Below are 13425 nucleotides of genomic sequence, written 5' to 3'. Positions count from 1 at the left end.
CGGCGCCTGCGGATTCCCGGATGCACGGACTTGACCCTCACGCGCCGTGAGGCACGACAGTGATTCTGTGGACGACGATCGAAGGAGAACGGCGGCAGTGATGCCGGACGCGCACGCACCTCGGGCACGGCGGGAGTCGGCGGAGGACGAAACCCACCTCGGGGACGCCGAGGCGGGACTCACCGTCGGCCGGACCGCCGAGCTCGTGGGCGTGAGCGTGCGGACTCTGCATCACTGGGATGCGCTGGGACTCGTGTGCCCGAGCGCGCGGACGTGGGCCGGCTACCGGCTGTACGGGCGGGCGGACATCGCCCGGCTGCAGCAGGTGCTGGTCTATCGCGAGCTCGGGATGAGCCTGGAGCGGATCGGGGACCTGCTCGACGCTCCGGAGGCCGATGTGGCCGAGCAGCTGCGCAGCCAGCATGATCTCCTCGCCGATCGGATCGCCCGCCTGCAGGCCATGAAGTCTGCGGTCGAACAGATGATGGAGGTCGAAGACATGGACAAGAATCTCACCCCCGAGCAGCAGGCCGAGGTCCTGGGCACGGACTGGAACCCGGAGTGGCACCGCGAGGCGGAGCAGCGCTGGGGCGACACCGAGGAATGGGCCCGGTCCGAGGCGCGCAAGGCGCAGATGGATCGGTCCGACTGGGATCGGGTCAAGCAGGACGCCGAGGCGCTCGAGGCCGACCTCGCGGCAGCGAAGCGCCGCGGTGTGGCCCCCGGCTCCGCGGAGGCGAACGCGCTCGCGCAGCGGCACCGGGAGTCGATCGGGCAGTGGTTCGAGGCGACGCACGCCAAGCACGTGCTCATCGCCCGCGGCTACACCGAGGACCCGCGCTTCCGCGAGCACTACGATTCGCGTGAGGCGGGCCTGGCCGCGTGGCTGCGCGAGGTCATCGAGGCCGATGCGCGGGCGAACGGGGTCGACCCGGAGACCGCCGAGTGGGAGTGACCACCGGTGGCCCGACCGGAGCCGAGGTGCGCGGCCGGTGACGTGAGAGCGTCGCCGGTGCGCGCCTCGGCGACGTCAGCGGGCAGGGCCGGTGGGCACTTTCCTAGTCGTAGTGCGTCCACCGGTTCGTGCTCGGGACAGTTGTTTAGTTGTCCGGGTCGTTGACCCGTTCACTTTCGGTGAGCCAGATCGCGTGGTCGAAGTTCGTCAATCCTTCGGATCGGCCGGAGGCTTCATGTGCCGCGACTGTCAGTTCCCGCGCTTCCGTTGGTGACACGCTGGGGAGTCCCTTCTTCGCCAACGCTTCGTTGATGAACCGGACGATCATCGTGTCTGCTTTGACTCCAGGCACGCCGAGATTCATGCACAGATACTCAAAAGTCACCCAGCCCAATCCGTGCACAGCGCAGTATTCGCGCTTGAGCTTTGCCTGATCAGCAACGAGAAAACTGGACGAAGTACGCACGGGCGGTTCCATCGCGAGAAAGTTCGTGGCCGCCTCAATGATGGCCACACTCTTATGCCGAATATCGGAACGCCCGACTTTTCCGTTTCCCATCACCTCTCTGATCGGAGCCTCTCCGAGGTCGACCAGGAACTGCAGATCGTTCAAGACCTGTGGATAGGTCTGGCGAAAGGTGCGCAGGCGCCCCTCTACACCTTTGGTCGAGTCTGCGGCGGTGTACTTCGCCATGATCGAGTAGACAGCATCGACGAGAGCCGTCGAGATCTCGTTCGGCCACCCACCCGGATATGCGGTGAACTTGTCGTCTGGAATTTCGGAAACGGACTTCATCACCGCTGCGAGCTGCTCTTCAATTGCCATGGTCATTCCTCGTCATCGAGTGGGTGCCAGAATAATCTCAAGTGCTTCGAAGTTAATAGTAGCTGGCCTTCTTCACCGATCAGAGATGTCTAGCTGTAACGGACCTAGCGCGTCCGCGGGCCGCGATAGAGTTGTGTGGCCGGTGCGATGCCGGTGGATCGAGCTGTGCGCGGGACGGGGAGAATGAGCGAATCGAACGACTGGCAGCGGGCCGAGGGCGGACTCCGGACGCCGCCCCAGGACCTCGAGGCCGAGCAGAGCGTGCTCGGTGCGATGCTCCTGTCGAAGGACGCGATCGCCGACGTCGTCGAGGGCATGCGCGGCGAGGACTTCTACAAGCCGGCGCACGAGACCGTCTACGACTGCATCCTCGACCTCTACGCCCGCGGCGAGCCCGCCGATGCGGTGACGGTGTCCAACGCGCTGTCGAAGTCCGGCGACCTCGCCCGGATCGGCGGCGCCGCCTACCTCCACACCCTCATGTCCTCGGTGCCGACCGCGGCGAACGCCGGGTTCTACGGCACGATCGTGCGCGAGCGGGCGCTGCTGCGCCGCCTCGTTGAGGCCGGCACCCGGATCGTGCAGATGGGCTACGACGCCGAGGGCGACACCGATGAGCTCGTCAACCGGGCGCAGTCGGAGATCTACCAGGTCACCGAGCGGCGCACGGCGGAGGACTACGTCCGGCTCTCGGAGATCATCGAGGCCACGGCTGCGGAGATCGAGCGATCGGGGGACCACGAGGGCGATACCGCCGGCGTGCCCACCGGCTTCACCGAGTTCGACCAGCTGACGAACGGCCTGCACCCCGGGCAGATGATCGTCATCGCCGCCCGACCCGGTGTGGGCAAGTCGACGCTCGCGCTCGACATGGTGCGCGCGGCCGCGATCCATGCGCAGCAGACGACCGTGATCTTCTCGCTCGAGATGGGGCGCATCGAGCTGTCGATGCGCCTGCTCAGCGCGGAGTCGAGCATCAAGCTGCAGAACCTGCGCCGCGGCGAGCTCACGCCGCAGGACTGGACGACGCTCGCGTCGACGATGGCGCGGATCAACGAGGCTCCGCTCTTCATCGACGATTCGCCGAACATGGCGCTCACCGAGATCCGGGCGAAGTGCCGCCGCCTCAAGCAGCAGCATGATCTCAAGATGGTCGTCATCGACTACCTCCAGCTCATGAGCTCGGGCAAGCGCGTCGAGTCGCGTCAGCAGGAGGTCTCGGAGTTCTCGCGCTCGCTCAAGCTGCTGGCCAAGGAGCTCGAGGTGCCCGTGGTCGCGCTGTCGCAGCTCAACCGCTCCTCCGAGCAGCGCACGGACAAGCGGCCGATGATCTCCGACCTTCGCGAGTCCGGTTCGATCGAGCAGGATGCGGACATGGTGCTCCTCATCCACCGCGACGACATGTACGACAAGGAGTCGCCGCACGCCGGCGAGGCCGACATCATCGTCGCCAAGCACCGCAACGGCCCGACCGGGGAGATCAAGGTCGCCTTCCAGGGCGCGCGGAGCCGCTTCGCGAACATGCCGCAGTAGGGTGCAGGTGTGGAGACACCTGCCGACGGTCGGAGTGCGAGCGGCACCCCCACGCCGGCAGGCATGTCCCACTCCGCGCTGATCGGGCCGATCCGACCCCCGGGCCTGCACGTCATGTCCTTCAACATCCGCCGGCGGGGAGGGTTCCTCGGCAGCAGGCGCCTCGACCGGTGGTCGGACCGGCGATGGCTGGTCCGCGAACTGCTGCGGGCAGAGCAGCCCACGGCGCTCGGGGTGCAGGAGGCACTGCCGGACCAGGCCGCGTGGGTGCGCGACAGCCTTGGACCCGACTATCGCAGCGTCGGCCGGGGCCGCAGCGCCGATGGCAGCGACGAGGGCATCCCGATCCTCTACGACAGCCGCCGGCTGGAACTCCTGGGGTGGAATCAGCTCGCGCTCTCCGACACCTCGCACCAGACCGGATCGCGCAGCTGGGGGAACATCATCCCGCGCGCCGTCGTCACTGCGGAATTCTCCGATCAGCGCACCGGGGCGCGGTTCACCGCCATCAACACCCACCTCGATCATCTGTCGCCGAGGTCGCGGCTGCAATCGGCCCACATGCTCGGGGCCCTGGCAGCGGCGCAGCCCGGGCCGGTGGTGCTCACGGCCGACGCCAACTGCCGGGCCGGATCACCGCCGTACGATGCGCTCACCCGCGAGGGCGGACTGCGGGATTCCTGGTCGACGGCGGAGCACCGCCTCACCGCGGAATGGGCCACCTACTCCGGCTACCGTCCGCCGCGCACCGGCGGGCGGCGCATCGACTGGATCCTGGTGAGCGCGGGCATCACTGTGCATGCCGTCGGGATCAATGCCGCGCGTTCCGGAGGCCGGGCCGCGTCCGATCACGAGCCGGTACACGCCGCGCTGACCATCGCGCAGTGAGGCATCACCGCTCATCGAGAGGGAGTGGCTGCTACCTCTTCCACGATATTCGGACCGAAACGAGCCCAGTTGCATCGAGCGAGACGCGGAAATGCTGGTTCCCTTCCACCGCGACCACATGTGCGGCAAGGAATCACCGCACGCCGGTGAGGCCGACGTCGCCGTTGCCGAGCATCGCAAAGGTCTGATAAGGGTCATCACTGTTGACTTCCAATGCGAGGAGCCACCTCGGAACATGCTGTATTGCGGTGGCTCAATTGTGTTTGCGATTCTTGATATAGCGGGAGGACTAGACTGTTCGGAACGTGCCCGGCCGTGGCACGAGAGCGCACAATTCGGCTCGTCTACTTCTTGCGTTTGTGAGCTCTGACCCGAATCTCTGTGCCATTGACCCTTCTAACATGTCCTCTTACCGCATGAGGCTTGCGCGGCGGGCTAGGTTTCTTGCCATGCTGGGGTATTCGAAGGCTCGTTACTCTACGAATCGACTCTATGCTCGGCTGAGAACTCAACTTGTAGCTGGCGGACAGTTCCAGTTCGTAAGGTTCGAACCATTTTCGACATGGAGCGAGATCCGTTTCTGCTGAAGTTGTCCTGATGCCCTGAGGTTCTGCAAAAACGAAGACCAGCATCCCAACGGCTAGCTGCTCGCTGAGGGATTTGGCTGGCATCTTCTTCGCACCCCGGAGGTTTAACTCGAGCCGAACGTTTTGCGGAGCCTTTGATGAAGGTGCTGGCAAGTATTCGATCTGGAGAAAGTTTCCGGTGACTTGCACGTCTATGCCCGACCAGCTGAAATCAACCTTTTGATTCGATAATGAAATCTTCGATTCGAAAATTATCCTCCACCGATTGTGAATGGTCAGTTCTTGTGAGAGAAATCGAGTATCGGCATCAAAACGGATCGCAGTGCAGCTATTAAGAACTTGACGAAGTTGTGCTAATTGCGTGTTGCGAATAAGGACCGAGGCGGCACGTTTTGTTCCAAGTGACGTAGGGGTTCGATTTTCGAGCGTTATGGTTTCGTGCCCAGATGCAGCAATTAATGACTCTTTCCCGTGGGGGGATCGACGGGGGCTGGAGTCGTTCCTTAGTTTGTTCATTGATTTCGCTGAACCAGCTCTTTGACTATTTTCAGCCCTTTTCGAGATCATCCTTTTGGAAACTTCAGTTTCTCCGATCATGGATAAGTGTCGTGCCCGTTGCCCGTACTGAGCACGGTTATCAAGGCCTGTGGTGCACACGGCTAAGGCGACTCTAATGTAGTGATGCTTCTTATGGATGTTTGAGTATTCAATCTGATTCAGAAGCGTAGCGCGATGTGCGCTCGTGACGGGAACGAATGCCTGAACCATGGTCTTGAGCCGATCGCTCGGGGAAGAATTCTGAAAGATTGTGCGCAGTATGGGAACAACGGTGTCGTGGAGAGGTATTGCATCGTCTGTATGGATCACTGCGATCCACATGGCGACACCGGTTCGGCGACACAGGTCACGAAAGTGTGTGGCAATCTTCTCGCGAGCACCTGGGCCTGCCACCGCTTCGACCTGTTTCGCCAGTGTGGTGGGCGAGGAGCCCGAGAGGTGCAGGCTCACGAACTTCGAGTACTCGAGAATTTCGGTCGTCATGTAATTGAACTACCAGTACAAGTCGAGTCTTTCAAACCTGACCTCGCTCACTTTGAAGAACGTGATCGCTGAGCCTTGTTTAGGGGCCTTGAGGCGCGACGTGGTGGTACTCGCTAGTTGAGCCACCTTGATCGAGCTTGCGTTGAAGGGTCGCTGGAAAATGGGGGTGTAGGCCTCTTCGGGAGGAGCGGGAGCGGGAATGCCCCGTGGTAGTTGAATGTTCTACTACTCAGCGCGGCGAGCCTGCTGATCATCCGACACGCGTCGCGCCCGAGAGGGAGCACGATGACCGACCAGACCGAAACCCGGCGTCGACCGACAATCGACGTGACGCGCGATGAGCACCGCCGCACCGCCGGCGACCTGTTGCCCGATGACCTCAGGATGGATGTCGTCACCCTGGCCGTCGGCGATCTCGAGGCGATGGTCGCCTACTACCGCGACGCCCTCGGACTCGTCGAGCTCGCCGACTCCCGCCACCACGCCGCGGACGCCGTGCACACCTCTGTGCTCGGCCGCGGCACGACCCCGCTCATCGTCCTCGAGCACCGGCCCGGTCTGCCCCGGGCGTCCCGGAACTCCGCCGGCCTCTTCCACACCGCAATCCTCTTCGAGACCCAGGCCGAGCTCGCTGCGACCGTGCTCTCCGCCGCCCGGCACCCGCACTCCGAGTTCGTCGGCAGCTCCGACCACCTCGTGAGCGAGGCCTTCTACTTCACCGACCCCGAAGGCAACGGGATCGAGCTCTACTGGGACCGGCCGCGCGAAGCCTGGTCCTGGTCAGACGGGCAGGTGGCGATGGACACGATCCACCTCGACCCCAATCGGTACCTGCAGGCGCACCTCGCCCCCGCCGACCCCGAGGCCCGTCCGGCCACCGAGCGTCCCGGCGCCGAGGTCGGCCACGTCCACCTGCAGGTGGGCGACATCGGCACGGCCAAGCAGTTCTACGTCGACACCCTGGGCTTCGAGCAGACGGCCATGATGCCGAGCGCCCTCTTCATCTCCGCCGGCGGCTACCACCACCACATGGCGATGAATGTGTGGAACAGCCGAGGCGCCGGCCCGCGGGCGGCCAGCCTGGGCCTCGGCGACGTGCGCATCACGCTCCCGGCGCGTACCGACGTCGAGGCGGTGGCCGAGCGCCTGCGCGACCGGCGCATCGACTTCCAGGACGACGGCGCGGCCGTACGGGTCCTCGACCCGTGGCGCACCCCGGTGACGCTGACCTCGGAGGGCTGAGCGCGCCGGGCCGACCTCGGCCGCCGAGCGATCACGGCACGGCCCCACCGGCACCCACCCATGACGAAGGGGCGACACGATACTCGTGTCGCCCCTTCGTCATGCACAGTGGGTCATGCACAGTGAGTCATGCGCGGTGCTCGCCGACAGTCGAAGTCGACCAGCTCATGCACCGCCTCAGCGGCCGGCGTACGAGCGCCCGCCGCCGCGACGCGACTGGCCGCCGCGACGACGGCGTCCGCCGGAACCGGCGCCCTGACCCTGCGCGCCGCGGCCGGATGAGCGTCCGCCGGAGCGGCCACGGCCCTGGCCCTGGCTCTGCTGCTGCGGTGCCCGGGGTGCGGGCTCGACGTGCGGCGCGATCGATCCGACCAGGCGGGTGACCTCGTCGGATTCCGCGGTGACGCTGATCGGCGAGACCTTGACGGCGGCCTTGCGGAGCAGGTCGCGGGTGTCCTTGCGCTGCTCCGGCAGGACCACAGTGACGACGTCTCCGGCGCTGCCGGCGCGCGCGGTGCGGCCCGAACGGTGGAGGTACGCCTTGTGCTCGGCCGGCGGGTCCACGTGGACGACGAGCTCGACGGAGTCGACGTGCACACCGCGGGCGGCGACGTCGGTGGCCACGAGGACGCGCACGTCCCCGTCGCCGAACGCACCGAGGTTGCGGTCGCGCTGGCCCTGGGACAGGTCGCCGTGGAGATCCCGCGCGGGGATGCCCTGGGTGGTGAGCTGCTTGGCCAGGCGCTTCGCCTGGTGCTTGGTGCGGGTGAAGAGGATCCGCTTGCCGGTGCCGGAGGCGAGCTTGGCGATGAGCGGCTTCTTGTCGTCGTTGCTCACCTCGAACACGTGGTGGGTCATCGCCGACACGTGCGAGGTCGCCTCGTCCACGGAATGGAGCACCTCGTTGTGGAGGAAGCGCTTGACGAGCTTGTCCACGCCGTTGTCGAGCGTGGCGGAGAAGAACATGCGCTGGCCGTCGGCCGGCGTCTTCTGCAGCAGGCGGGTGACGCCCGGGAGGAAGCCGAGGTCGGCCATGTGGTCGGCCTCGTCGAGCACGGTGATCTCGATCTCGTCGAGGGTCAGCGCCCGCTGCTGGAGCAGGTCCTCGAGGCGCCCGGGGCAGGCGACGATGATGTCGACGCCGCTGCGCAGCGCGCTGATCTGCTTGCCGGCGCTGACGCCGCCGAAGATCGTCGTCGTGCGCATCCCGTACTCCGCGGCCAGCGGCTTGAGCACGGCATCGATCTGGGTGGCCAGCTCACGGGTGGGGGCGAGCACCATGCCGCGCGGGCGCTGGGGCCGGCGGGATCCGCGGGCGTCGTCGCCGAGGCGCGCGACCATCGGGATGGAGAACGCCAGGGTCTTGCCCGAACCGGTCTTGCCCCGGCCCAGCACGTCGCGCCCGGCGAGGGTGTCGGGCAGGGTGTCCTGCTGGATCGGGAAGGCCTCGGTCTTGCCCTCGGCGGCGAGCGAATCGACGAGCCGCGCGGGCACGCCGAGTGCGGCGAAGGTGGTCGGCCGGGCCGGCGCCTTCGAATCCGGCGTCTTCGAACCCGGTGCCTTGGCCGTCGAGGGCTTCCGGTCCTGGGTCTTCGCGGCCGGGGCCGAGCTCCGGGTGGAGCGCTGCGGGGCGGCCGCACCGGTCGAGCGGTCCGCGCTCTGGGAGCGTGCGGGGCGCTCCTGGTTGCGGGGTGCCCGGGTGGCCGAGGAGTCCTCGGTCCGCACAGCGTGCTGGGCGCCGGGTGCGCCCTGGGCGCGCGTCGCCTTCTGCGAACGGGTGCGGTTGCGCGAACGCGCGGGGGACTGCGGGGTGGTGTGCGTGGAGGTGATGGTGGGGCCTTTCACTGTGCCAGGCCGAGGCGTGGTGCATGGTGCGGGGCCCTGGAGCTGGCTGGTGGCGGGAGCACCGGACGGTGCTCTCGATCGCCGCGAGGAAGTAGCTTCAGAAACACGAACCGGAAGTGGACACGGTTCCCATGACGAGGAGTCCTGACGACGCAGGGAACCCGAATGACGGGTTCGCAAGTACCTTCAGCCTATCGCGGATGTGCCGCTGACCCGAATCGGCCGGACTCGGGACCGTCCGGCTACCGGCGCAGCGGACTTGGGACCGGGCGATGCCGTGCCCGACGGCACACCCCCGCGCGCTCCTTCGCTCGGTCACGAACTGCTTACAGATCGAACGTTAGATATGGACTCTTGAACGATCCCGGTCTAGGTTCGGGACTGTATCGACGTGGATACGCATCCGAGGCGCACACGGGATGAGCTGGGCGAAGAGGCCCTGCTTCCTCAGCGCCAGGGTGTCGAGCAATGTGGATCCGGAGTCCCTGCGGGGATCGAGGACCGCCTCGAGAAAGGACGATGACGTCTTGAGGATCAGCACGGGAGCGAGCCGAGCGCTCGCATCACGCACCACCAAGCTCCTGGCCGGCAGTGTGCTGGCCACTGCGATGCTCGCCGTCACCGGATGTGCCGGCAGCGCCGGCGCCGGTGGAGGCGGGCAGACCGGCGGCGAGGGCTATGAGTACGGCGCCTCGCAGGATGAGATCAACGAGGCCATCGCCGACCTCGAGCCGGTGAAGCTCACCTATCAGGTGGGCTCCCCCTCGGAGAACTCCGTCGCCGGGCGCCGCTCGATGGACTACAAGAAGGCGGTGGAGGAGGCCTCGAACGGACAGATCGAGTTGGAGATCATCTGGGGCATGGCCGTCGCCGGCTATCCCGAGGCCGTCGATGCCGTGGTCGACGGCCGCGTCGACATCTCCTACCACCTCGTGTCCTACGAGCCCCAGCGCTTCCCCGAGGCGAGCGCGATCGGCACTGCGCTGGGCAGTGTGCCCTACTCCCCGCTCGTCGGGGAGATGGTGGCGAACGCGGTCGGCTCCGAGATCGGCTGGAACGACCAGGCGCTGCTCGATCGCTACGAGGCGGAGGGCGTCACCGTGCTCTCCCCGATCCTCGCCAACGGCGCCTACTCGCTCAACTGCAACTCGGAGATCAACACCGCCGAGGTGCTCAAGGGCAAGCAGGTGCGCGCCGGCAGTGCCCCGCAGAGCCAGGCGCTCGACCACTTCGGCGCGGTGCCGACGAGCCTCGAGTTCACCGAGGCGTTCGAGGCGCTGCAGCGCGGCACCGTCGACTGCGATCTCTCCCCGATGAGCGCGAAGGAGATCAGCGGCATCTACGAGGCGGCCCCCCACCTGGCCTACTCGACGAAGGCGAACTGGCCGCGGTTCTCCGCGACCTACCTCGCCGGACAGAAGTTCAACGACCTGCCGCTCGCCTACCAGCAGATCATCTTCGATCAGGGCGGAACGCTGGTGAGCGGCTCGACGCAGAGCTACGTCGACTCCAACGCCGTCCACGTCACCGACCTCGCGAGCGTCGACGGGACGATCGCGGAGTTCGACGACGCGTTCCAGGACGAGCTCGGGAACTTCCTCATCGAGCTGCAGGACGCCTCGGTCGAGGAAGGCCACCTGCCCGAGGACATCAAGGAGCAGGTGTCCGACCTCACCGACAAGTGGACCCAGCGGGTGGCCGACCTCGGCTACGAGGACGAGGGTTCGATGGAGGAGATGGACGACTGGTACAGCGCCGACGACGACTGGTCGGCGTACGCCAAGGACGTCTACGAGAACACCGGTGCCCTCGACCACCGGCCGACGGAGTGACACCGGGGTGATCACCTCCCAGCGGTGAGCGGAACGACGAACGGCCCGAGGCGAATTCGGCTCGGGCCGTTCTCGTGCGGGCGTCAGCCGGTCACGACTTCACGGGGGAGTCGGCTCCCGCATCGACTCCCTAGCGGTCGAGCCAATCGTGCGGGTCGATGAACCCGACTCCGGTCGACGACTTCCACATCGCACCGCTGGGCTCCGCGGAGTTGAGGAACACGCCGAAGTGCAGGTGGGGGCCTTCGCTGTTGCCGGTGTTGCCGGACTCACCGAGCTTGGTGCCGGCCTCGACGGTGTCGCCGGGCTTCACGTCGACGCTGCTGAGGTGCCCGTAGTAGGTGTACATCTCGTCGCCGTTGATGTCGCCGTGGGCCACGACGACGCCGTTGCCCGTGTGGTGCTTGAGCGCGGAGCTCGGCGAGGTGTCGCCGACGGTCTTGCCGTCCTCGACCCGGAGCACCTTTCCGTCCGTCACCGAGGTGATCGGGGTGCCGGTGGGGGTCCCGTAGTCGGTGCCGAGGTGTCCGGGGTAGCCCGGATTGTCGAAATCGGCCGTCACCTCGGTCCCGGAGGGAACCGGTGAGCTGTAGACGCGGTCGGCGGCGGCCTCGACGCTCTCCTGCGCGGTGTCCGCTCCGGCGCTCGCCTCGGCGGCGTTGGCTACCAGGCCGGGTCCGCCGAAGGCGAGGCCCAGGCCGACGGCAAATCCGACGGCCGGTGCCACGCGACGGTGGCCGCGGCGGGCCGGGCGGCGGGGGTGTTCAGTTGCGGCAGCCGTGTGGATGGTGCGTGTCACTGTGAATCATCCTTTGCGAGGAATCGGGGATCTGGACGTGCGCATCAGTCCGGCTGAACTGACACGACTCACCCGAACAGCGGAGTCTGAGTACCGCCTCATCGCCCCGGCGCCGAGGTGCGTGCCGGTTCGGACGGCGCGTGCGGCATGAGCATGGGGCAGGCCCGGGTGGGGGCCGCGCGGAGTCCGTTCGGGTCTCGGACGGGTTCTCCAAGGTGATGCCAAGGGTCCTGCCACGGGGCGGCTAGCGCGTGTTCCACCTGCAGTTCACCTCGACCGGGCCCGCCTGGCAGGCAGTTCAGCACCCGCTCAGAGGGCGATCAGATGCCTTGCCGGTGCGTGGTGGGGGTTCCTAGCGTCGAAGTCGAACACATCACCCAACCCCTCAAGGAGATGTTTCCTATCCGGACCTGCGCTGCTTGTCGATCAGCTGGGGCGGTGGTCCTTCATCGTCTTCTCCATGAAGGCCTCACCGAGCGGCCGGTAGTCGGTGTCCATGTCGTACCACTCGTCCATGTCGGCGAGCGATCCACCGTCGGAGTACCCGAGCTCCTCGACCTCGGTCGTCCATTCCTCGCGCACGGTCGCCATCCGGTCGAGGATGTCGTCGCCGATGATGCCGGACTCCTCGACCTCCTGACGCTTTCCGTCCGCGAAAGCTTTCACCTCGGCCTGGAGCTCCTCCGAAGCTTCATCGATCTGCACGCCCTGCTCGCGGGCAGAGGCGACGGCTTCACTCTTCGAACTGGAGACCATCGCACCGTGGAAGTAGTCGGCGAAGTTGTCGAAGAGGATCTGCTGGTATGCGAGCGGCAGCTCCTCGACTCCCGAACCGGTGAGGATGGCACCGGACACGCGCGGGAAGCTCGTCGTGGTCGTGTAGCCGAGGTTCGGGGCGACCTCGAAGAAGCCGCCCTGGAGCACGTCTGAGAGCACCGCGAGCGAGCAGTCGATGGTGCCGCGCTGGAGTGCCTCGTACGCCTCGACGCCGGCGATCGACACCGGCGATCCGCCGACGTGGCTCACCATGTCGGAGGCCGCCGGGGAGCCGACGCGCACCTGGAGACCCTGCCAGTCGTCGAGTTCTGGGCTGGGCTCGGTGCAGACGGAGTAGTACTCACCGGACGCCATGACAGGGAGGAACGGTGTCACGTCATTCTCCTCGTACTCGGCGAGGATCTCCGGGATGTTCCACGACAGCTCAGCGGCGGTGAGGTTGGTGACGAGCTCGCCGACGACCGGGGTCGACTCATCGCCGGCGAGGATCTGATTGAGCGCGTTGAACGCGGGGAATCGTGCCGGGTCGTAGGACGGGAGAGTGAACGCCATGTCGACGCGACCATCGGCCAATGCGTTATGGATTTCGTCGTAGGTGGCGATCGACTGGTTCCATGCGAGCTCGACCGTGATCTTGCCGTCCGACATCTCCTCGACGGCCTCTTTGAAGTGGTTGCCGATCGGAGCCTGCGGGGAGTTCTGCGAGGTCGCTGGGATCTGATAGCTGATCGTGACGGGCTCGAGGTCCTCGATCGCGGCAGAGATCTCCTCCTGTGAGGCTCCGAACTCGTAGCCGTCGCCGCGGTCCCCTGCACCGGAACCTCCGCCCGCACTGCCGGCGCAGGCGGAGAGGGTGAGGCCGAGGGCGGCCATGGAGGCGATGACGGCGACCCGGCCCCGATGGTTCGCGGACCGGGCAGGGAACAGTGCTGGTGGGAGCGGACGTGTCATGACTTCACCTTTGAATCGGGTAAGAACGCGCAGGGGCAGGCCACTCGTCTTTGAGGTTGACCTCATTTTTCAGCCTAACAAACGATCGGCCGAACGTGAACAGATCAAAGTGAGTGCGATCGCCTTGATCCAGGCGCTCAGCGGCAATA

At 66.2% G+C, this 13425-nt stretch carries 10 protein-coding genes; 5 read left to right on the top strand and 5 right to left on the bottom strand.

Translation table 11 applies throughout. The features are described 5' to 3' along the window. The first annotated feature begins 100 nt into the window (after positions 1-100). Complete coding sequence (locus tag MTQ12_RS04365; protein ID WP_247424329.1) at positions 101-955, top strand: MerR family transcriptional regulator; 855 nt, start codon at positions 101-103, stop codon at positions 953-955. A gap of 145 nt (positions 956-1100) precedes the next feature. Here the strand turns inward: MTQ12_RS04365 and MTQ12_RS04360 are convergent, their stop codons facing one another. Beyond that, positions 1101-1781 (bottom strand): hypothetical protein, encoded by a 681-nt coding sequence (locus MTQ12_RS04360; RefSeq protein ID WP_247424326.1) that lies wholly within the window; start codon positions 1779-1781, stop codon positions 1101-1103. Positions 1782-1964: 183 nt separating this feature from the next. Here MTQ12_RS04360 and dnaB point away from each other — a divergent pair, with 183 nt between their 5' ends. Further along, positions 1965-3314 (top strand): replicative DNA helicase, encoded by a 1350-nt coding sequence (gene dnaB, locus MTQ12_RS04355; protein WP_247424322.1) that lies wholly within the window; start codon positions 1965-1967, stop codon positions 3312-3314. 9 nt (positions 3315-3323) lie between these two features. Further along, positions 3324-4202, top strand: a complete 879-nt coding sequence (locus MTQ12_RS04350; protein ID WP_247424319.1) for an endonuclease/exonuclease/phosphatase family protein — start codon at positions 3324-3326, stop codon at positions 4200-4202. 344 nt (positions 4203-4546) lie between these two features. Here MTQ12_RS04350 and MTQ12_RS04340 read toward each other — a convergent pair whose 3' ends face one another. Further along, positions 4547-5830 (bottom strand): hypothetical protein, encoded by a 1284-nt coding sequence (locus MTQ12_RS04340; RefSeq protein WP_247424313.1) that lies wholly within the window; start codon positions 5828-5830, stop codon positions 4547-4549. 285 nt (positions 5831-6115) lie between these two features. Here MTQ12_RS04340 and MTQ12_RS04335 point away from each other — a divergent pair, with 285 nt between their 5' ends. Beyond that, positions 6116-7072 carry a VOC family protein gene (locus MTQ12_RS04335; protein ID WP_348983845.1) on the top strand — a complete coding sequence of 319 codons (957 nt, stop codon included), beginning with the start codon at positions 6116-6118 and terminating at the stop codon, positions 7070-7072. A 177-nt stretch (positions 7073-7249) separates the two neighbouring features. On the opposite strand, the gene MTQ12_RS04330 is transcribed toward MTQ12_RS04335, so the two are convergent. After that, on the bottom strand, positions 7250-8566 hold the full coding sequence (locus MTQ12_RS04330) for a DEAD/DEAH box helicase (protein ID WP_247424491.1): 1317 nt from the start codon (positions 8564-8566) through the stop codon (positions 7250-7252). Between the two features lie 878 nt (positions 8567-9444). Here MTQ12_RS04330 and MTQ12_RS04325 point away from each other — a divergent pair. Continuing rightward, complete coding sequence (locus tag MTQ12_RS04325; RefSeq protein WP_247424310.1) at positions 9445-10749, top strand: C4-dicarboxylate ABC transporter substrate-binding protein; 1305 nt, start codon at positions 9445-9447, stop codon at positions 10747-10749. Positions 10750-10879: 130 nt separating this feature from the next. On the opposite strand, the gene MTQ12_RS04320 is transcribed toward MTQ12_RS04325, so the two are convergent. Continuing rightward, positions 10880-11548 (bottom strand): M23 family metallopeptidase, encoded by a 669-nt coding sequence (locus MTQ12_RS04320; protein ID WP_247424306.1) that lies wholly within the window; start codon positions 11546-11548, stop codon positions 10880-10882. Between the two features lie 426 nt (positions 11549-11974). Continuing rightward, positions 11975-13276 (bottom strand): TRAP transporter substrate-binding protein DctP, encoded by a 1302-nt coding sequence (dctP, locus tag MTQ12_RS04315; RefSeq protein ID WP_247424303.1) that lies wholly within the window; start codon positions 13274-13276, stop codon positions 11975-11977. Positions 13277-13425 lie beyond the last annotated feature (149 nt).

Source organism: Brevibacterium sp. R8603A2 (assembly GCF_023072605.1).
Lineage (GTDB): Bacteria > Actinomycetota > Actinomycetes > Actinomycetales > Brevibacteriaceae > Brevibacterium > Brevibacterium pityocampae.
The sequence above is the reverse complement of the archived record's forward strand: the minus strand, read 5'-3'. Positions and strand labels throughout refer to the sequence as shown.

What these genes read in the sequence shown, in the direction of transcription:
- MTQ12_RS04365 (WP_247424329.1), top strand. Translation starts at nt 101, where the DNA reads ATGCCGGACGCGCACGCACCTCGGGCACGGCGGGAGTCGGCGGAGGAC.
- MTQ12_RS04360 (WP_247424326.1), bottom strand. Translation starts at nt 1,781, where the DNA reads ATGGCAATTGAAGAGCAGCTCGCAGCGGTGATGAAGTCCGTTTCCGAA.
- dnaB (WP_247424322.1), top strand. Translation starts at nt 1,965, where the DNA reads ATGAGCGAATCGAACGACTGGCAGCGGGCCGAGGGCGGACTCCGGACG.
- MTQ12_RS04340 (WP_247424313.1), bottom strand. Translation starts at nt 5,830, where the DNA reads ATGACGACCGAAATTCTCGAGTACTCGAAGTTCGTGAGCCTGCACCTC.
- MTQ12_RS04335 (WP_348983845.1), top strand. Translation starts at nt 6,116, where the DNA reads ATGACCGACCAGACCGAAACCCGGCGTCGACCGACAATCGACGTGACG.
- dctP (WP_247424303.1), bottom strand. Translation starts at nt 13,276, where the DNA reads ATGACACGTCCGCTCCCACCAGCACTGTTCCCTGCCCGGTCCGCGAAC.